Source organism: Streptomyces sp. NPDC048331 (assembly GCF_043201215.1).
Lineage (GTDB): Bacteria > Actinomycetota > Actinomycetes > Streptomycetales > Streptomycetaceae > Streptomyces.
Genome location: NZ_JBICYT010000001.1, coordinates 234377 through 253898, shown reverse-complemented (window position 1 = coordinate 253898; position 19522 = coordinate 234377). Strand labels below are relative to the sequence as shown.

The window sequence follows — 19522 nt, the reverse complement described above, 5'->3', positions numbered from 1 at the left end:
GAGGCAGGGTTGAGTGTCGCGGAAACGGGGCTCAACCGGTCGCAACTGCCCTGCCGGTAGCTGCGATCGACCCTCGTTTGCCCTGCCCGGAAGGCCCGCTTTGCCCCCGGGGCCGGTCGCCTCTCGCCAAAGACCGCGACCGCCTCGGTATCCCTTCGACTTCAGGAGAACGACGATGCGTATGTACATCGGCGGCCAGGAGGCCGCCAGTGTTGAGGAGTTCATCGAACTGGCCCTCGGTACCCCGCTGGAGCTCTGGCTCGGTGTGGAGGGGGAGACCGAGGAGGAGCGCGCGGCCCGCCTTGACGCGGCCCGCGACATCCTCGCCGAGAACCCCAACCTGCCCGACGACGTGAGCCGGATCGCCGCCCTGGTGATCGAGGCCAACGCGCCGGAGCTGTTCAACATCACCCCGCTGGTGCGGCGGCCCGCCGGCCGCCGCCCGGCGCACAAGGGCGGCAAGGGGGCCGCGGCATGAGCCACACCCTGACCGCCCTGTCCGTCGCCTTACCGCTCGCGTCCGGCTGGTCGGTTCACAGCCTGTGGATGCGGCGCCGGATCGAGACTGCCCGCCGCGACCCGCTCACCGACCTGTGGACGCGGGACCCGTTCGAGGAGCACGCTCGCAAGAGCCTCGCCCGGAAGCGCCAGCTCGCCGTAGTGGTCCTGGACCTCAACCGGTTCAAGGAGATCAACGACTCCCTCGGCCACGCGGCCGGAGACGCGATCATCCGCGCCACCGGCCGGCGTCTGGGCGGCTGGGCCGAGGAGCGCGCCGGCGTGGCCGGTCGTCTGGGCGGGGACGAGTTCGCCGCCGTCATCCCCGGCTACGGCGTCGACAAGCTGCGCGCGGACCTGCACATGCTCACCGCTCGATTGGACCGGCCGGTGCCGTTCGATGGCCACCTGGTCGAGGTGCATGCGTCGATCGGGGCCGCCTACTACCGCGCTGGCGCCGCGGAGCTCTCCACTCTGCTGCGGCGTGCGGACGAGCAGATGTACCGGGCCAAGCAGCGCGGCGGTGGCTGGCGTATCGCGCAGCGGTTGACGGTGCCGGAGCTGCGTACGGTCAACGGCCGCCGGGACGGCCGGCGTGGCACCGGTGGTGAGGCGGCGTGATGACGTCTCGCAGGTCGCTGACCAAGGTGCAGAGGGTCGTTCTGACGGCTGCGTTCGTGCCCATGGTGGCCACCGGCGTCGCTGGTGGAGCGGGCACCTTCAGCAACATCCGCCGCGCCTACGGTTCGGGTACGGCGGTGGGAGCGGTGGCGGCCGGTGAGGGCGCGACCGCCGTGCTGGCGCTCGTACTGCTCGGGCTGACGATGCTTGGGCAGTCCTCCCCGGGGATTATCCGGGTGGGCTTGTGGGCCCTGCCCGCCGCCGCATCGGTGATGGCCGCGATGGCCGCCGATGGCCCGGGCCGGACCGTGATCTATGCCGTGACGCCGATGGGCATGTGCGTGTCGGCCGAGGGCATGGCGTTCCTGGCCCGGCGGATCGTGGTCCACCAGGACGGCCGCGACGCCGAGGCCGAAGCCAAGGCGGCTGCCGTGGTGCGTGCCCTCGCGTACCACCGGGGGCGTGCCGCGAACCATCCGTCGGGTTGGGTGCGGAAGTGGTCCGACCGGACGTCGTGGCGGCTGGCCAGGAAGGTGGGGCTGGGCGACGCGTCGCTGGGTGCCAGGCTCCTGGACGTCCAACGCGACCGGCTCACCAGCGGCGCGGACGCCGCCCTCGCCGCCATGTTCACCGGAACCGCAGATCGGGATGTAACGCCTGAGATCACCGAAAATCGGTTGGGGTCTGACCTGCGCAAGTCGACTGCCGAGAGTCCGACCGTTGCTGCCGACGTATCCCTTCCCGAGTCGGCCGACCCGGTTCCCGCGATCGAGGCGGCCGGACGGGGCGAGTCGGTGCCGGCAGTCGAGCCGGTCGAGCTTCCCCAGTCGGCTCCTCCGAGGGCAGTCGCGGCCGCCGAGTCCGCTCCCCGCCGGGCGACGGGTCGGGTGCCGCAGTCGGCCCGTACGTCCCGACCGACTCGTACCCCGGCCGAACTCCTCGCCGAAGCCCGGTCGGTCACGGCCGACTGGCCCGACGCCCGATTGACGGCGGAAGGGATCCGCAAGGCGGTCCGTACGTCGTCCGCCAACGGCCGGACGCTACGTGACGCGCTCAAGGCCGAGCGTGCCGAGCCTGAGGCGGCCTGATGACCTCGCTGACGTTCGCCGAGTGCTTCGACCCGGACGGCGCCCGTTTCGGGATACCGACCTACCCGTGGCGCCTGGCCCCCGAGGGGCCTGGCCACCCGCCGCCAACTTCGCGCCGAGGGGCTGCGGCCCGGTGGCCAGCCGATCGCCGCGCAGCTCCTGCGGCCCCGGTTCCGGCGTGAGCCGCTCGTGGCCTACCTGTACCGCGTCGACCTGGCCAAGCCCGTTCGGCCCATGACCTCGCGCAAGTGGGGAGCGCTCGCTCTGGCGATGCTCTCCCGCCGCACCTGCCCGCAGTGCTCCACCGACGCCGGATACGTCATCCCGGCCTCGCTCGGCATGTGCGTGTCCTGCGCCTACCCCGAAGAACAGCGCGCCGCCTGACCGCACAGATCACGAGCTTCAGGCCCGGACGGTCGGCCGTCCGAAACGTCGTCCGGGCCCCTTCCCGCCTCCACAGAGGGAGCAGATCCATCGTGTCTGAGATCCACGTCATCGAGCAGTCCGGTGAAGAGCCGGAAAGCACGCAGAACTCCCCGGGGTCGGCTTCGGTCCTGCCGTTCCCCGCGAAGAAGGGCAAGACCGAGCCGCTGGCCCCGGGTGAGGCCAGGCCGGGGGAGTGGGAGGCCGAACTCCCCGACGAGCAGCCGGACGACGACGGGACCGTCGCCGAGGGCGACCCCGTCGACCCGCCCAAGCACGAGTTCCCGCCCTCGATCGCCGAGGTGATCGAGGCCAAGGACAAGGCCCGCCGGCCGGTGCTTCCCGACTGGCTGACGAGTGCCAAGCAGCGCGCCGCCGTCACCAAGTGGGCGGCCAGCCACTACGGCCAGACGACCGCCTACCACCTGGTGCGAACCCCCGTGTACTCGGCGAAGCTCCTGGCCTACGCCCCGCGCGGCGCCTTCCGCTGGGTGGGTGCGACCGGCCGTTGGGTCTCCGACGCCGAAGGCCTCCCGGTCCGCCTCGCCGCAGTCCGGACCGAGGACGCGGGGGAGTACCTCAAGCTCTCCCGGCAGCGGGACGCCCGGGTGAAGCTCCGCAGCATCATCGCCACCCTGGCCAGCGTGATCGGCCTCGGCGCGGCCCTGGCCATGTGGGTGCTCGCCCCGGCCTGGCTCCTCACCCTGGCCCTGATCGCCCTGACCGGGGCGCTCGGCTGGGTGGGCGCGCCGGCGGACCGGCCGCTGATCGATGCGGCCAAGGTGAAGTTCCGCCACCGCAAGCTGACCTCGGACATCGTCACCCGCGCCTTCCTGGCAGCCGGACTCACCAAGCCGGATCAGGGCATCGCCTTCCCGCAGCCCATCCGGCAGGACGGCGACGGCTGGCGCGTCGTCGTGGACCTCCCGTACGGCAAGACGTTCTCCGACGCGGTCAAGAAGCGCGACGCGCTCGCCTCGGGCATCGACGTCGCCGAGACCCAGGTGTTCCTGGACCGCGATACGACCAGCTCACGCCGCGTCTCCATGTGGGTGGCCAACCGCGACCCGCTCGCCGTTCCGACCGGCCGCACCCCGCTCCTCGGCGCGGACCGCGTGGACTTCTGGAAGCCCTTCCCGTGGGGCCGCGACGAGCGAGGCGTCGAGGTCGAGATCAGCATGCTCTGGCTCTCGCTCCTCGTCGGGGCCGTCCCCCGCCAGGGCAAGACGTTCTCCGCCCGCACCATCGCGCTCGCCGCGGCCCTGGACCCGTACGTCCGGCTGTACGTGTTCGACGGCAAGGCCTCCCCGGACTGGCGGAAGTTCTCGATGGTCGCCCACCGGGTCGGCTTCGGCACCGTGCCCCAGGGCGGGGTGGACCCGGTCATGCACCTGGTCAACTCGCTCCAGGAGCTCAAGGCCGATGTGGAGGACCGCTACCACCGGCTCTCCGAACTCCCCCTGCACGTCTGCCCGGAGGGCAAGCTCACCCCGACCATCTCGCGGGACAAGAAGTACGGCATGCCGCTCGTGCTCTTCGTGGTGGATGAGGTGCAGGAGTACCTGATGCACCCCGTCCACGGGAAGACCATCCTTGACCTGCTGGTCTTCCTCGCCCGCGTCGCGCCGGCCGTCGGCGTCTCGGTGATGACCGCGACGCAGAAGCCCGACGACACCGCCTGCCCGTCTGTACTCCGCGACCAGCACCAGGCCCGGTTCGCCCTGCGGGTTGGCGCCTACCAGGTCTCGGAGACCATCCTCGGCGCCGGATCGTACGGCGAGGGCCTGGACGCCTCCCGGCTCCTCAAGTCCCACAAGGGAGTCGGCCTGCTCAAGGGCATGTCCGACGACGCCGGGATCGTCCGTACGTACCTGGCCGACGGCCGCGACGCGGAGACCATCCTCACGCGCGCTCAGGCTCTCCGGCAGTCGGAGGGCACGCTCTCCGGCGACGCCGCCGGAGAGGCGCCGGCCGATGCCGCGCTCGCCACGATCCTGGACGACATCGCCGCCGTCATCGGCAAGGGCGAGACCAAGATCTGGTCCGAGACCATCGTGGACCGGCTTGCCGATCACCGCCCCGAGGTCTACGGGCCGTGGGCCGAGATGGACCCCAAGCCCAAGGCCGAACAGCTCACCGCGGCGCTCAAGCCGTACGGCATCGGCACCGACCAGATCGGCCGCCGCATCGACGGCAAGACCGTCAACAAGCGCGGCATCGAACGCGCCCACATCGCCAAGGCGATTACGGAGCGCAACAGGAAGCGGGACGCGGGCTAGCCCCACGGGTCGCTGGTGTTAGCAGCGGACGTCGCTAGCGCTAGCGACCCCGCTAGCAGCCCGTATGCCACCTGATCAGGTCGCTAGCAGATAGCGGCCCACCTGCGGAAACCACCGAATCCCGCCCTGGAGGCCTCTCGTGACCCTCTTCCTGCTCGCTAGCGTCCTCGCCCTGCTGTTCACGCTCGGTTACGCGGGCCTGTGTGCGGCCTCGCCGTTCGGCCGCTGCCGCAAGTGCAGCGGGCTCGGCTTCGCCCTCACCCACGACCGCAAGGGCAAGCTCAAGCGCGGCAAGCACTGCCGCCGCTGCGACGGCCACGGCATCCGCATCCGCGTCGGCCGCCACCTCTACAACCTGTGGGCCCGCACCTACCGCAACGGCACCCGCTGAACCCCACACCGACTGGAGTCGCCATGACCTTCACCATCTCCGCCGTCCTGCTCTTCGGGGCCGGATCGTTCTTCGTCCTCAAGTCCAAGTCCGCCGGGGCCGGCGCCGCGATGGTGCTCTTCCTCTTCGGCTTCTTCACCGCCGGGACCGGCGCCTACGAGCCCATCACCAACCTCGTGAAGTCCGCCGCCGTCGCGGTCACCGACATCGCCGAGTAAGGAGGCACCGCCGTGAACCACCACGACCCCGCCCGCTGGGAGACCACCGAGACCCACCACCCGGTCCCCTTCACGCCCGCCCCGCTGGCCGTCCACCACCCGCACGCCGTTCCGGACATCCAGACCATCCAGCTCCCCGACGGCCGCATCATCACCGGCTACGCCATCGCCCCCACCAAGGCCCCCGAGCCGGTCCCGGACCGGTCGGCCATCAACCCGCTCGCCGTCAACATCGCCCTCGGCGGCATCGGCTTCGCTGCGGCCTGCGGCGGACTGATGCTCCTAACCACCTTCATCGCCGCCGTGGCCGCGCTCATCCAGCAGCTCGTCGTCCTGGCCGCCGTCATCTTCGGGGGCTTCATCGCCACCCAGGTCCTCGGCAGCAACAACGGGCGCGGCCAGGGCGGGACGGTCGTCAACATCCGCCGGGCCGTCTTCAAGCGCAACTACTTCCGAGGGTGAAGGAGCCAACCGTGTTCGAGATCCGCATCATCTGCAGCCCGACCGAGGCACCCGAGATCACCAAGGCCCTGTCCGAGACGTTCACGACCGGCCCTGTCCGCCAGCACCCCACCCGCGACGGCGAGCGCGTCCGGCTGTACGTCACCGCCGAGCAGCAGCCGAGCCACTGGCCCGCACCCGAGACGGCCTATGCCACCGCACCGAGCGTCATCAGCGAGATCGGATGGACGGCCCGAGGAGTCCGCGACTGCCTGCACGGCGTCCATGTCCGCGAGTTCTGGCTCCGTAAGGCCGCGCTCCTGGACCGCATAGCCCTCACCGACGAAGACCCCGTGAGCGGCGACGCCGCCACCCGCGCCGTCGAAGCGGCCCGTCGCCTCATGGACATCGACCAGACCGCTGGCCTCGGCCCCAGCGGCTACGCCGACGGCCCGTACACCCCGGACCACCCGGACAGCATCCGCGACCCCCGCGGCTACGTCCGCCAGGAGTACGCCCTCTGGAACCGGCACCACTAGCTGTGCCCGGGGCGGCCGCCTCTCGCCAAAGACCGCGACCGCCCCGGTTCTCCGTCCCTTCGACAGAAACAGGAGACATTCAGCATGACGCACGCCATCCCCATCCGGCGATCCCGCCTGCGGGTACTCGACGCCTACTCGTGCATCGGCGGCGCGGCCCGTGGCTACCAGTACCTCGGCTGGCACGTCACCGGCGTGGACATCAACCCCCAGCCCGACTACTGCGGCGACACCTTCCACCAGGGCGACGCGGTCGAGTTCATCCGCGAGCACGGTCACGAATTCGACTTCATCCACGCCTCTCCGCCCTGCCAGGGCGAAGGGGCGCCGACCAAGGGCACGAACGCCGCCCGCAACGCCCGCACCGGCCGCCGACACCCCCGCCTCATCGCCCCCACCCGAGCCGCCCTCGACGTCGTGGGCAGGCCGTACGTGATCGAGAACGTGGCCGGCTCGGAGGTACGGAAAGACCTGCGGCTGTGCGGTGAACAGTTCGGCCTGGCCGTCCTGATGCACCGCTACTTCGAACTCGGCGGCTGGTTCACGGTGCAGCCGGCACACCCTTCCCACCGTGGCCGGGTTCGCGGCTGGCGGCACGGCGAGTACTTCGACGGCCCGTACGTCGCCGCCTACGGCAAGGGTGGGGGGAAGGCCACCGTCGCCGAGATTCGCGAGGCCAAGGGCATCGACTGGTCCACCGACCACCTCGCTCTGCGCGAGGCCCTGCCGCCCGCCTACACCCGCTGGATCGGCGCCGCGTTCATCACCCGCAGCGAGGAGGCAGCGGCATGAACACCAACCTCTTGAACGCCGCCCTCGCCGCGGCCGGGCGCGGCTGGCCCGTCTTCCCCCTGCGCCCCGGGGACAAGCGGCCCGCCGGACACCCCGAACGCAACTGCCCAGGCACCGGCCGTTGCGCGTACGGCCACCGCACGCCCGAGCAGCGCGCCACTCTCGACCACGGTCAGATCACCGCGGCTTGGCAGGCGGCTCCGTACAACGTCGGCATTGCTACCGGCCCGGCTGGACTCCTGGTCGTAGACCTGGACATCCCCAAGGAAGACGACGGCCCCGCGCCCGCGGACTGGGCGGGGGCGACCGATGGCCTGGACGTGTTCGCGATGATCTGCGAGAGGGCCGGTGAGCGCCTGCCGACCGAGACGTTCACGGTGCGCACCCGCCGTGGCGGACAGCACCTGTACTTCACCGCCCCTGCCGAAAAGCGGCTGCGTGGGAGCGCAGGGCGCTTGGGGTGGAAGGTCGATACGCGAGCCTGGGGCGGGTACGTGGTCGCGGCCGGCAGCACGGTGGGCACCGGCTCGTACGAGATCATTCACGACGCGCCCCCGGCCCCCCTCCCCACGTGGCTCGGTGACCTGCTCACCCCGCCACCCGCACCCGCCCCAATCCCCGTGTCGGTTCTCCGTTCCCGGATCGGCAAGGCGGACCGGTACGCGACCGCCGCGCTCAACGGTGAGGTCGCCAAGGTGGCCGGTGCTGTCAGCGGCACCCAGAACACGACGCTCTACAACGCGGCGTACGCCCTCGGGCGTCTCATCGCCGCAGGCACCCTCACCGAGCAGGAGGTGACCGACGCGCTCACCGCTGCCGCGCCGAACGGGCTCGCGCCTTCCCGGATCGCTGCCAGCATCCGCGACGGTATTCACCGCAGCTCCCGCAACACCACGGGAGACGCGGCATGACCGAACACCCCGTGGACGGCGATCCGTGGGCGGGCATGGACGCGACCGAAGAGCCTCAGTCCACCGAGCCCTTGTGGGAGGAGCCGATCCCGCTCAGCGGGCGCCGTGAGCTTCCCGCCTTCCCCGCGCACGTCTTTCCGGCCTGGCTCGGCTCGTTCGTGAAGGCCGTCGCCGAGGAGACACAGACACCTATCGACCTGGCCGGGTCGATCGCCCTTTCGGTGCTCGCGGCGGCGGCCGGCGGTCGGTCGGTCGTTCACGTCCGAGGGAGCTGGAGGGAGCCCACCAACCTGTACGTGGTGTGCGCGCTGCCCCCGGCCAACCGCAAGTCCGCCGTCTTCGCACTACTGACAGATCCGCTGTACGAGGCGGAGAAGAAGCTTCAGGTGACGATGGCTCCGGCCATCGTGGAAGCGGCGATGACCGCCCGGCTGGCCAAGGAAGCGGCTGACAACGCCGCTGCCAAGGCGGTGAAGGCCGATGGCGGGAAGCGCGAGGAGCTGATCGCCGAGGCGATCGGGCTGGCACAGACTGCCGAATCGGTGGCGGTGCCGGTTGAACCGCTGCTGCTGGCCGATGACTCCACCTCCGAGACGGTCACCTCGCTCATCGCGGAGCAGGGCGGCAGGCTCGCCGTGATGTCGGCCGAGGGCGGGATCTTCGACATCATCGCCGGACGCTACTCCGGGGCCCCCAACATGGAGGTGTTCCTCAAAGGGCATGCGGGGGACCGGCTGAGGGTCAACCGGCAGACCCGCCGCGAGTACATCGACCACCCGGCTCTGACGATCGGACTGGCCGTCCAACCAGACGTGTTGCGAGACATCGCCAAGGTCAAGGGCTTCGATGGGCGAGGCCTTCTGGCCCGCTTCCTGTACTCCATGCCCCGCTCCCTCGTGGGTGAGCGCGAGGTCATCACCGCCCCGATCCCCGAAGAGACCGCGGCCGCCTACGCGAGCAACGTTCTCTCGCTCACGCTCTGGCTGGCCGAGTGGACCGACCCGGCCGTCATCCAGCTCAGCCCGGAGGCGGACGAGGCACTGATCACCTACCAGCAGCGGGTGGAGCCGCAACTCGCGGCCCGGGGCGGGGCGCTCGGGCACATCGCGAACTGGGCGGGCAAGCTCGCCGGGGCCGTGGCCCGCATGGCTGCTCTGCTGCACCTCGCCGAGCACCTCGAAGGTGGACACACCAAGCCGGTGGCCGAAGCCACCATGCACGCGGCGATCACCCTGGGGGAGTACTTCACCGCCCACGCCCTTGGGGTCTTCGACGTCATGGGCGCGGATCCCACCGTGGGGCGCGCCCGCTCAGTGCTGGAGACGCTGCGGGCAGGCGGCTGGGAGGACGTGAGCCGGCGGGACCTGTTCACCAAGCTGTCCCGCTCGGAGTTCCCCAACATCGCCGATCTCGAACCCACGACCGCGCTGCTGGAAGAGCACGGCTACCTCCGCTCCTACCAGCCCGAGCGCACTGGAGCCCGCGGCCGGCCGCCGGCACTGCGCTACCGGCTGCACCCCTCCCTCCGGAAGGGCGAGGGGTGAGCTGCTGGCATCCCTCACCCCGCCCGCACAAACCGCACAATCGCGAAACCCCCGCCACCTGCCTCTGACCTGCGTATACGCGACATCAGAGCATCCGGCTGGGATCGCCGCACAAGTCGCAGACAATCCGCAAAAAACCCTGCGTCCCTCACGAGCCGACCTGGCCCATTGAATATCGCGGAATTTCGCGAAGTTCCGCGGAGGTGTCCACCGCACAAAGTCGCATCGCAGACGTGCAGGTCAGATCGGATGGGCGGCCTTTCCGTGGTTTGTGCGGCGCTCATCGTCGTCCTTCACCCACCGCTGTGTTCCGGAGGATCCGTGGCTGTACCGCGTGACGAGATGTTGACCATCCCCCAGGTCGTAGAAGAGATCGGCGTACCGCTGGCGACGTTCTACCGCTGGCGGCAGCTCAGGAAGGGCCCCAAGGCCATCAAGCTCCCGAACGGTTCGGTACGAATCCGGCGCTCTGAGCTGGAGCGTTGGATCGCAACCCTGGAAGAGGCCGCGTGACCAACCGCAAGACCGCGAACGTGCCGGGTCCCCGCAACAGCGGGGGCCCGGCCCCCACGGCGGAACTCACCCTGACCACGGACGTCCGGATCTGGAAGATCAGCAGGCTTTCCAGTAAGTCCGCTCCCTACCAGCTGCGATGGGTCGTGGCCGGGCAAGTCCGGCACGCCACGTTCGCCACCGTGGCGCTCGCCGAAAGCCGCCGTTCCGAACTCTGGAACGCGATGACGAAAGGGCAGCCGTTCGACGTCGAATCGGGCTTACCGGAATCCGAGGTCCGGAAAGCCGCCGCCAAGGAGAACGTCCGCCCTGATCCAACCTGGTGGGACTTCAGCCGTGAGTACATGGCCGTCCGGTGGCGGACCGCCGCGGCGAAGACCCGCGAGGGGCTGGCGGACAGCCTCGCCACGGTGGCCATCGCGATGATGGGCGACGGCGCTAAGGCGCCCACCCCTGAAGAGGTACGGCTGGCGGTCCGCTGGGCCGTCGTACCGGCGCATAAGGGCGAGGAGCCCCCGCCGGAGCTCGTGCGGCCCTGCACGTGGCTCTCGCAGCGCTCCCGGCCGCTATCTGACCTCCAGGACCCGAGGGTGCTCCGGGACGTCCAGTACCGGCTTTCGTTCAAGCTGGACGACACCCCGGCGGCGGGGGAGACGTACAAGCGGCGCCGCCGCGGCTTCAACACCGCCATGGAGTACGCGATCGAGTCGGGCTACCTGGACGCCAACCCCTTGGCCGGGGTGAAACGGGCCGGCCCCAAGGGCGGCGACGCGGTGGACCCCAGGGTCCTGGTCAATGCCGTCCAGGGAAGCCAGCTCCTGACCGCCGTCTCCTATGTGGGCTCTGTCCACCGCAACCGCGGGCGGCGGCTCGTCGCGTTCTTCGCCTGCCAGCGCTACGCGGCGATGCGGCCAGCGGAGGCGGTGGGCCTGAGGGAGCAGGACTGCCACCTTCCCGAGACAGGGTGGGGCACGCTCACACTCCGCGAGACGCTGCCGGTATCGGGCAAGAGATGGACGGACTCCGGAAAGCGCCACGACAAGCGCGGCCTGAAGTCCCGCGAGGCCAAAGCTGACCGGCCGGTCCCTATCCCACCGGTCCTGGTGGCGATGCTCCGGGAGCACATCGAGGAGTTCGGCACCGCTCAGGGCGGCCGACTCTTCGCCAACGAGCGAGGCGGCGTGCTGGGGACGTCCAGCTACTGGCGGGTCTGGCAGGAGGCACGGGCATTCGCCCTACCTCCCGACCGGGCCGCCTCGCCGCTTGCACGGCGGCCGTACGACCTGCGGCACACCTGCATCACGAACTGGCTGAACGCCGGAGTCCCGGTGGCCGAGGTTGCCCGCCGCGCTGGCAACTCGCCAGAGGTCATTCACCGGCGATACGAAGGCTGCATCGACGGCCACGAGGAGCTGAACAACGCGAAGATCGCGAAAGCCATGGGATGGGCAGAACCCCTGTGAGCACGAGGAATGGCCCACACTAATCTGCGCTCATGCGACAAGTGGCTAACCGATTAGGGCTGTTGGGGATCCTGGTGGTCCTATCCGGGTGCGGCGGCCGGCAGACGACGACCACCACGGGTGAAGTGACCACGACGGTGGTCCAGGACAGCCAGTGGGTGACAGCGGCGATCTCTGCCGGAGCTGTGCTCATCAGCTCGGCCGCCGCGGCCTGGATCACGCACTACTTCACGGGACGGACCGAGAGGAGGAGGCAGGAGCACGCCGACATCCAGGAGGCAGCCAAGCGCGAGCACGAGGCCAAGCTGTCGCACGAGCAGCGCATTCGGGAGCAGGTGATCGCCACCTCTACGACCATCTCGAAGATGCTCCAGGACTTCCGGTCGAAGATCGGCGAGGCGACCGAGGCGGCGGACACGTTGGCCGCCACGCTCCTGTACGACGAGTGCTCCGCCATCGTCCGCCGGCACCATGACGACGCCCTGCCCGTCATCGAGGTCATGCCGGACCTGGAGCTCCGGCAGCGGGCCAACGCCGTCTTCGAGGCCTACGGGGAGTGGGCGGCCGGCACTGCTGAAGCGCTGTCGAATCTCACCAGGCGACCGGATGCCGCGGGCCTGGACGGGACGCGCGAGCAGTTCTACGAGCGTGCACGAGAGGTGATCAGCGATGCGTCCGGCTGACGCATGACCACACGCCCCTCACTCGGGACCAGCGAGTAGAAACGACAAAGGCCGAGACTCGAAGGACTGAGTTCGGGCCTTCATGTTGGAACTTCAGGTGGTCAGCGTGGAGGGCCTGGCGCGAGGCCCGCCCGTTTGCTCTCCCACCAGATCTGCAACCCTCCGTATCCCTAACTTTCGTCAGCGCGGCTAGATAGGTTGGCTTCGCTGCTGTGGAGCAGCCTCTGGTGGCTGCTCCAGTTGAAGCTCCTTCTTTCTTTGTTCCTCGCGGATCCGCTCAACCTCCTCTGCAAAGACCGACGAAGCCTCCTCTGGAGGCAGGTCCTTGTAGCGCCTGATCCTAAGGCGATATGCCTGGACTTCCAGGTCTATGGAGTCTGCTGTCTGTTGAAGATTGAGGCTGCGTTCGCGAAACTTGAAGTAGGCAATGATTCCGGCGGAGACGCTTACGAGGGCGCTTAGCCCAACCGCGATCCAGCTCCATATCCCCTGTTCAGCAGCTGCTGTAGTGCTGACTGAAGTGAGGATAGACCCAACGATTACGGTTAGTTGGAACAGATTGTGGCGTCCGCGATACTTCTCCGCGCCCTTCCTGTACTCGTCGCGAAGGTCCGGGATAGAGCGATAGTAATCCTGAAATGGTGGAGAGGCGGACGAGTCGGGTTCCGTGGCGACCTGCTCTGAGCGGCGCTCCGCTTGAGCCTGCAGCAGCTGAACGATCTGTTCGCGCTCCCAGGAGCGAGCTTCTCGCCAGAGTGACACCGATAAACCAATTGAAATGAGCGTGGCGATCGCGCCCATGGCGTTTAAGAGGAATCGGCCAGAGCCTGGCTTAGAAAAGTCGATCAGTACGTTGCCGGCTATCACAGCACCGATGAGGAGAATGTTTCCTAAAGAGATCCAGGCGAGGGCCCATCGCTTCGTCAGGCGCGCGTCAGCGATGGTCGACTCAAGTTCGATGATGCGTTGGTCAATTGCAAGCAGCGATGCAGCGCTAGCCACGGATCCCCCCCGGCGTGGACGTCAACGGCCCGGGCAGGCGGCGCCGGTGGCCGAGCGTGGAACGCTAGCGGACGTCCGTCCTGTAGGTGTTGTGATCGTCGAAGGTGCCGGAGTGCCGGCCGTGGGCCCACACGCTCCTCACACGGGAGCAGTGCGTAACAACGACAAAGGCCCGGACTCAGTGGGACTGAGTTCGGGCCTTCATGCTTGGCACTTCAGCTGGTCAGCGGCGTGATCGCGCTGTCTCAGTTGGAGTGCCCCCGGCAGGATTCGAACCTGCGCACACGGCTCCGGAGGCCGTTGCTCTATCCCCTGAGCTACGGGGGCGCGTCGCTTGCGTTGCGGCGACGGGTTGAACACTACCAGCTTCCGTGGGGTGATCAGGAACGGGTTTGCGGGGGAGGAGGGAGTGGTTCGCCCGCAGGGGGTGGAAGTGGCGAAAACCCGGACGCGGGGGCCCGGGCGGACCTACTCTCGAGTTGTGCCAGGCGTCTCAGGCCGGGTGCTTGTTGTCGACGACAACAAGGTCATCCGGCAGCTGATCAAGGTCAATCTCGAGCTGGAGGGCTTCGAGGTCGTGACCGCGAACGATGGTGCCGAGTGTCTGGACGTCGTGCACCGGGTGTGTCCCGACGCCATCACCCTTGATGTGGTCATGCCGCGGCTGGACGGGTTCGGGGCCGCCGCGCAGTTGCGGGCCGATCCGCGGACCAGGGACGTGCCCGTCGCCATCGTCAGCGCCTGTACGCAGCAGGAGGTCGAGGCCGGTATCGCGGCCGGGGTCGACGCCTTCCTCGCGAAGCCGTTCGAGCCCACCGAGCTGGTACGGGTCGTACGCCGGCTGATCGAGCGCAAGGACCTGCGCGACGGAAGGAAAGGCGCACCCGCCGGGCGGGGCCGGGGGAGTCCCCTCCAGTAGTGCGTTCCCCTCCTCTCCGTTCCGGTTGTCCGGCGCCCTGTTCACATGGCGAAACCCTTCGACTGATGACGGCGCGTCTCCCCTAGGCTGGGTCCCGTGACCCCCGCCGACCTCTCCCGTTGCGTCGTAAGCGCCGTGCGCTGCGCCGTCGAGGACGGTGAGCTGGCTGGGATCGTGCCCGCGCGGGTGGTGGTCGAGCGGACCCGGCCCGGTGGAGTCGGGGAGTACGCCACCCCCGTCGCCTTCCAGATCGCGAAGAATGCCGGCCTGCGACCGACCGATGTCGCCGAGGTGCTGGCCCGCCGGCTCGGCGGGGTCACCGGTATCGAGCGGGTCGATGTCACCGGGGCCGGGTTCCTGAATTTTTCGTTGATCTCCGTTTCCGCCGCCCAGCTGGTGCGTGACGTGCGCGATCTGCGCCCGGTGGCAGTGGTCGAGGGCCCGTATCCGACGCCGTCCCGCGAGCCCCGCGAGCGGCTCGTACGGGCCGCCGTCGCGCGGATCGAGGCCGCGCAGGGGGTCGCACCCGGCCCGGAGCCCGTCGTCGTCGCGCCCGTCGCCCGCCGCGACGGGGACGTGCTCGCCCGGTACGGGGCCGACGCCGTCGCCTGGGCCGTGCTCACCACACCCGCGCGGGAGACCCCCGAGTTCTCCGACGCGCTGCTCGTGCAGGGGGAGGGCAACGAACTCCTCCGGGTGCGGTACGCCCACGCCCGCGCACGTGCCCTCGTACGCAACGCCGATCAGCTGGGTTTCCGACCGGAGGCGGGTGATGTCGACGCGCCCGCGCTGGTGCGCGCCCTGGCCGATCACCCGCTCGTCCTCGAAGCCGCCGCGCACCACCGTGCGCCCGAGCGGCTCGCCCGGCACCTCGTCGAGGTGGCCGACGCGCTGCTCGACTTCCAGTACCGCGTCCTGCCCAAGGGCGACGAGAAACCCTCGGCCGCCCACCGTGCCCGGCTGGCTCTTGCCGAAGCCGCCGGGACGGTGCTGGCCGGCGGCCTGGCCCTGCTCGGCATAGACGCACCGACACGCCTGTGATTCGCGAAGAGAGATATCGATGAGCCGTTCCGCGCACCCCGCCGGGCCCCGCCACGCCGACGTCCTGCCCGAGGGGCACTACTCCCCGCCGCCCGCCGACCTGAACGCGCTCGACGAGAAGGTCTGGGCCCGGACCGTCGACCGTACGGCCGACGGGGTCGTCCGCGTCGGCGGCATCGAAGTCACCCAGCTCGCCGAGGAGTTCGGGACCCCCGCCTACTTCCTCGACGAAGAGGACTTCCGGGCGCGCTGCCGGGCCTGGGCGCACGCCTTCGGTCCCGACGCCGACGTCTTCTACGCCGGCAAGGCGTTCCTCTCCAAGGCCGTCGTGAAGTGGCTGAAGGAGGAGGGGCTCAATGTGGACGTGTGCTCCGGCGGTGAGCTGAGCACCGCCCTCGCCGCCGGGATGCCCGCCGCGCGGATCGCCTTCCACGGCAACAACAAGTCCGAGAGCGAGATCCGCCGGGCCGTCGAGGCCGGGGTCGGGCGCATCGTGCTCGACTCCTTCCAGGAGATCGCCCGCGTCGCGCACATCGCCCGTGAGCTGGGCGTGCGCCAGCCCGTCCAGATCCGCGTCACGGTCGGCGTCGAGGCGCACACCCACGAGTTCATCGCCACCGCGCACGAGGACCAGAAGTTCGGCATCGCGGTGGCCGACGGATCCGCCGCCGAGGCCGTGCGCCGGGCGCTCGGGCACGACTCGCTGGAGCTGCTCGGCGTCCACTCCCACATCGGTTCGCAGATCTTCGACATGGCCGGTTTCGAGGTCTCCGCCAAGCGCGTCGTGCGGCTGCTGGCCGACGTACGGGACGAGCACGGCGTGGAGCTGCCCGAGATCGACCTCGGCGGTGGCCTCGGTATCGCGTACACCTCGAACGACGACCCGCGCGAGCCCCACGAGATCGCCAAGGCCCTGCACGAGATCGTGGCCCGGGAGTGCGAGAGCGCCGGGCTGCGCGCCCCTCGGATCTCCGTGGAGCCCGGCCGCGCCATCGTCGGCCCGACCGCCTTCACGCTGTACGAGGTGGGGACGATCAAGCCGCTGGAGGGACTGCGGACCTACGTGAGCGTCGACGGCGGGATGTCCGACAACATCCGCACCGCCCTCTACGACGCCGAGTACTCCATCTCGCTCGTCTCCCGCACCTCCACCGCCGAGCCCATGCTCGTACGCGTCGTCGGCAAGCACTGCGAGAGCGGCGACATCGTCGTGAAGGACGCGTTCCTGCCCGCCGACCTCGCTCCCGGCGACCTCCTGGCCGTGCCGGCGACCGGTGCGTACTGCCGCTCCATGGCCAGCAACTACAACCACGCGCTTCGCCCGCCCGTCGTCGCCGTGCGGGACGGACAGGCCCGAGTGATCGTCCGCCGCGAGACGGAGGAAGATCTCCTGCGTCTCGACCTCGGATGATGAAATAGGTGTCTCACTCAATGGACCGAGGATGGAAACTGCTGTCCATTGAGTGAGACTTGTTCCACCCGGCGGGCAAACCGCCCGCGGGGTACTGATGGAAGATCGAAAGGCGTAGGTCGAATGATGCGTACGCGTCCGCTGAAGGTGGCGCTGCTGGGCTGTGGAGTGGTCGGCTCAGAAGTGGCTCGCATCATGACGACGCACGCCGACGACCTCACGCAGAGGATCGGCGCGCCCGTCGAGCTCGCCGGCGTGGCCGTGCGCCGCCCCTCCAAGGTTCGCGAGGGCATCGATCCCGCGCTGATCACCACCGATGCGACCGCCCTCCTCAAACGCGGTGACATCGACATCGCCATCGAGGTCATCGGCGGCATCGAGCCGGCCCGCACCCTCATCACCACCGCCTTCGAGCACGGCATCTCCGTGGTCTCCGCGAACAAGGCGCTGCTCGCCCAGGACGGCGCCGCGCTGCACGCCGCGGCGGAGCAGCACGGCCTGGACCTCTACTACGAGGCCGCCGTCGCCGGAGCCATCCCGCTGGTCCGCCCGATGCGCGAGTCCCTCGCGGGCGACAAGATCAACCGCGTGATGGGCATCGTCAACGGCACGACGAACTTCATCCTCGACAAGATGGACTCCACCGGCGCCGGGTATCAGGAGGCGCTCGACGAGGCCACGGCCCTCGGGTACGCCGAGGCCGACCCGACCGCCGACGTCGAGGGCTACGACGCCGCCGCCAAGGCCGCGATCCTGGCCGGCATCGCCTTCCACACCCGCGTCCGCCTGGACGACGTGTACCGCGAGGGCATGACCGAGGTCAGCGCGGCCGACTTCGCCTCCGCCAAGCGGATGGGCTGCACCATCAAGCTCCTCGCCATCCTGGAGCGCGCCGCCGACGGCATGTCCGTCACCGCGCGCGTCCACCCGGCGATGATCCCGCTCAGCCACCCGCTCGCCTCCGTCCGCGAGGCGTACAACGCCGTCTTCGTCGAGGCGGAGGCCGCCGGGCGGCTCATGTTCTACGGGCCCGGCGCGGGCGGTGCGCCCACCGCGTCCGCGGTCCTCGGCGACCTCGTCGCCGTCGCCCGCAACAAGCTCGCCGAGGCAACGGGGCCCGGCGAGTCGGCGTACACCCAGCTGCCGGTCAGCCCCATGGGCGACGTCGTCACCCGCTACCACATCAGCCTCGATGTGGCGGACAAGCCGGGCGTCCTCGCCCAGGTGGCGACGACGTTCGCGGAGCACGGTGTGTCGATCGACACCGTCCGCCAGCAGGGCAAGGACGGCGAGGCCTCCCTCGTCGTCGTCACTCACCGCGCACCCGACGCCGCCCTCTCCGGGACCGTCGAGGCGCTGCGGAAGCTGGACACCGTCCGCGGTGTCGCCAGCATCATGCGTGTTGAAGGGGAGTAAGGACCCATGAGCAGCAATCGCACCCACCAGTGGCGCGGCATCATCGAGGAGTACCGGGACCGCCTGCCGGTGACGGACACGACTCCCGTGGTGACGCTCCGCGAGGGTGGCACTCCCCTCGTCCCCGCCCAGGTGCTCTCCGAGCGCACCGGTTGCGAGGTGCACCTGAAGGTCGAGGGGGCGAACCCCACCGGTTCCTTCAAGGACCGCGGCATGACCATGGCGATCACCAGGGCCAAGGAGGAGGGTGCGAAGGCGGTCATCTGCGCCTCCACCGGCAACACTTCCGCCTCCGCCGCCGCGTACGCGGTGCGCGCCGGGATGGTCTCGGCCGTCCTCGTGCCCCAGGGCAAGATCGCGCTCGGCAAGATGGGCCAGGCGCTGGTCCACGGCGCCAAGATCCTCCAGGTGGACGGCAACTTCGACGACTGCCTGAACCTGGCCCGCGCGCTCTCCGACAACTACCCGGTCGCGCTGGTCAATTCGGTCAACCCGGTGCGTATCGAGGGCCAGAAGACGGCCGCGTTCGAGATCGTCGACGCGCTCGGTGACGCGCCCGACATCCACGTGCTGCCCGTCGGCAACGCCGGCAACATCACCGCGTACTGGAAGGGCTTCAAGGAGTACAAGGCCGACGGCCTGTCCACCCGTACGCCCCGCGTGTGGGGTTTCCAGGCCTCCGGCTCCGCGCCCATCGTGCGCGGCGAGGTCGTCAAGGAGCCGCACACCGTCGCCACCGCGATCCGGATCGGCAACCCGGCCTCCTGGGACCACGCGCTGGCCGCGCGCGACGAGTCGGGCGGCTTCATCGACGAGGTGACGGACCGCCAGATCCTGTCCGCGTACCGGCTGTTGGCCTCCCAGGAGGGCGTCTTCGTCGAGCCCGCCTCGGCCGCTTCGGTGGCGGGTCTGCTCAAGGCCGCGGAGCTGGGTCTCGTCGACCCCGGTCAGAAGATCGTGTGCACCGTCACCGGCAACGGCCTGAAGGACCCCGACTGGGCGATCGCGGGCGCTCCGCAGCCCGTCACCGTTCCGGTGGACGCGGAGGCCGCCGCCGTGCGCCTCGGCCTCGTCTGACGGCGGCGCGGAGTCAGCGCGGCGCAAGCCGTACCGCAGTACCGCAGCACCGTGTGAAGCCGGGGTCCGGAGGGCTCCCGAAGGCGGTTCGAGGCCTTCTCGAGGACTCTCCGGAACCCGGCAACTCACCCCGTACGACAACAAAAATGCAGCCGAAGTCGGTCGAAGTCGGTCGAAGTCCGCGACACGCATCGTGCGCCTCCTGTGCGCCCTATGTCGCGAGAGAACCTTCCTTCGATACGCTGTACCTAC

The 19522-nt window shown here is 69.6% G+C and carries 20 protein-coding genes, 1 tRNA gene and 1 pseudogene; 20 read left to right on the top strand and 2 right to left on the bottom strand.

Annotated elements, in window-relative coordinates; genetic code table 11:
- Positions 1-175 precede the first annotated feature (175 nt).
- The 15 genes and pseudogenes from ACGFYY_RS01120 (at position 176) to ACGFYY_RS01050 (ending at position 12404) form a co-directional block, all read left to right on the top strand.
- On the top strand, positions 176-478 hold the full coding sequence (locus ACGFYY_RS01120) for a hypothetical protein (protein WP_393706492.1): 303 nt from the start codon (positions 176-178) through the stop codon (positions 476-478).
- Positions 475-1119 (top strand): GGDEF domain-containing protein, encoded by a 645-nt coding sequence (locus ACGFYY_RS01115; protein ID WP_393706491.1) that lies wholly within the window; start codon positions 475-477, stop codon positions 1117-1119. The genes ACGFYY_RS01120 and ACGFYY_RS01115 overlap by 4 nt, the downstream gene beginning before the upstream one ends.
- Entirely contained in the window at positions 1119-2207 is a 1089-nt protein-coding gene (locus ACGFYY_RS01110; protein WP_393706490.1) for a conjugal transfer protein, read from the top strand. The genes ACGFYY_RS01115 and ACGFYY_RS01110 overlap by 1 nt, the downstream gene beginning before the upstream one ends.
- A pseudogene (locus tag ACGFYY_RS01105) lies at positions 2207-2591 on the top strand (RRQRL motif-containing zinc-binding protein). The gene ACGFYY_RS01110 and the pseudogene ACGFYY_RS01105 overlap by 1 nt, the downstream one beginning before the upstream one ends.
- A 92-nt stretch (positions 2592-2683) precedes the next feature.
- Positions 2684-4909 (top strand): cell division protein FtsK, encoded by a 2226-nt coding sequence (locus tag ACGFYY_RS01100; protein ID WP_393706489.1) that lies wholly within the window; start codon positions 2684-2686, stop codon positions 4907-4909.
- A gap of 139 nt (positions 4910-5048) precedes the next feature.
- On the top strand, positions 5049-5300 hold the full coding sequence (locus ACGFYY_RS01095) for a hypothetical protein (RefSeq protein WP_393706488.1): 252 nt from the start codon (positions 5049-5051) through the stop codon (positions 5298-5300).
- A 23-nt stretch (positions 5301-5323) separates the two neighbouring features.
- Positions 5324-5518 (top strand): hypothetical protein, encoded by a 195-nt coding sequence (locus ACGFYY_RS01090; RefSeq protein ID WP_030768821.1) that lies wholly within the window; start codon positions 5324-5326, stop codon positions 5516-5518.
- Positions 5519-5530: 12 nt separating this feature from the next.
- On the top strand, positions 5531-5980 hold the full coding sequence (locus tag ACGFYY_RS01085) for a hypothetical protein (protein ID WP_393706487.1): 450 nt from the start codon (positions 5531-5533) through the stop codon (positions 5978-5980).
- Positions 5981-5991: 11 nt separating this feature from the next.
- Positions 5992-6498: a hypothetical protein gene (locus ACGFYY_RS01080; protein WP_393706486.1), complete on the top strand. Its 507-nt coding sequence runs from the start codon at positions 5992-5994 to the stop codon at positions 6496-6498.
- Between the two features lie 84 nt (positions 6499-6582).
- Entirely contained in the window at positions 6583-7290 is a 708-nt protein-coding gene (locus ACGFYY_RS01075) for a class I SAM-dependent methyltransferase (RefSeq protein WP_393706485.1), read from the top strand.
- Positions 7287-8201: a bifunctional DNA primase/polymerase gene (locus ACGFYY_RS01070; protein WP_393706484.1), complete on the top strand. Its 915-nt coding sequence runs from the start codon at positions 7287-7289 to the stop codon at positions 8199-8201. The genes ACGFYY_RS01075 and ACGFYY_RS01070 overlap by 4 nt, the downstream gene beginning before the upstream one ends.
- Positions 8198-9745 carry a YfjI family protein gene (locus ACGFYY_RS01065; RefSeq protein WP_393706483.1) on the top strand — a complete coding sequence of 516 codons (1548 nt, stop codon included), beginning with the start codon at positions 8198-8200 and terminating at the stop codon, positions 9743-9745. Before ACGFYY_RS01070 ends, ACGFYY_RS01065 begins: the two co-directional genes overlap by 4 nt.
- 321 nt (positions 9746-10066) lie before the next feature.
- Positions 10067-10258 carry an AlpA family transcriptional regulator gene (locus ACGFYY_RS01060; RefSeq protein ID WP_078628386.1) on the top strand — a complete coding sequence of 64 codons (192 nt, stop codon included), beginning with the start codon at positions 10067-10069 and terminating at the stop codon, positions 10256-10258.
- Positions 10255-11721 (top strand): tyrosine-type recombinase/integrase, encoded by a 1467-nt coding sequence (locus ACGFYY_RS01055; protein ID WP_393706482.1) that lies wholly within the window; start codon positions 10255-10257, stop codon positions 11719-11721. Before ACGFYY_RS01060 ends, ACGFYY_RS01055 begins: the two co-directional genes overlap by 4 nt.
- A 125-nt stretch (positions 11722-11846) precedes the next feature.
- A complete protein-coding gene (locus ACGFYY_RS01050; protein ID WP_393706481.1) occupies positions 11847-12404 on the top strand; it encodes a hypothetical protein in 558 nt (185 codons plus the stop codon).
- Positions 12405-12593: 189 nt separating this feature from the next.
- Here the strand turns inward: ACGFYY_RS01050 and ACGFYY_RS01045 are convergent, their stop codons facing one another.
- Positions 12594-13406, bottom strand: coding sequence for a DUF4231 domain-containing protein (locus tag ACGFYY_RS01045; RefSeq protein ID WP_393706480.1), 813 nt, complete (start codon positions 13404-13406; stop codon positions 12594-12596).
- Between the two features lie 255 nt (positions 13407-13661).
- Positions 13662-13733, bottom strand: a tRNA-Arg gene (locus tag ACGFYY_RS01040).
- Between the two features lie 106 nt (positions 13734-13839).
- On the opposite strand from ACGFYY_RS01040, the gene ACGFYY_RS01035 reads away from it, so the two are divergent.
- From ACGFYY_RS01035 to thrC, 5 genes are all read left to right on the top strand, one after another.
- On the top strand, positions 13840-14325 hold the full coding sequence (locus ACGFYY_RS01035; RefSeq protein WP_393706479.1) for a response regulator: 486 nt from the start codon (positions 13840-13842) through the stop codon (positions 14323-14325).
- A gap of 96 nt (positions 14326-14421) precedes the next feature.
- A complete protein-coding gene (gene nrtL / locus ACGFYY_RS01030) occupies positions 14422-15366 on the top strand; it encodes an ArgS-related anticodon-binding protein NrtL (RefSeq protein ID WP_393706478.1) in 945 nt (314 codons plus the stop codon).
- A gap of 19 nt (positions 15367-15385) precedes the next feature.
- A complete protein-coding gene (lysA, locus tag ACGFYY_RS01025; RefSeq protein WP_393706477.1) occupies positions 15386-16777 on the top strand; it encodes a diaminopimelate decarboxylase in 1392 nt (463 codons plus the stop codon).
- Positions 16778-16903: 126 nt separating this feature from the next.
- Positions 16904-18193, top strand: coding sequence for a homoserine dehydrogenase (locus ACGFYY_RS01020; RefSeq protein WP_109783610.1), 1290 nt, complete (start codon positions 16904-16906; stop codon positions 18191-18193).
- A 6-nt stretch (positions 18194-18199) separates the two neighbouring features.
- Complete coding sequence (thrC, locus tag ACGFYY_RS01015; RefSeq protein ID WP_393706476.1) at positions 18200-19270, top strand: threonine synthase; 1071 nt, start codon at positions 18200-18202, stop codon at positions 19268-19270.
- Positions 19271-19522 lie beyond the last annotated feature (252 nt).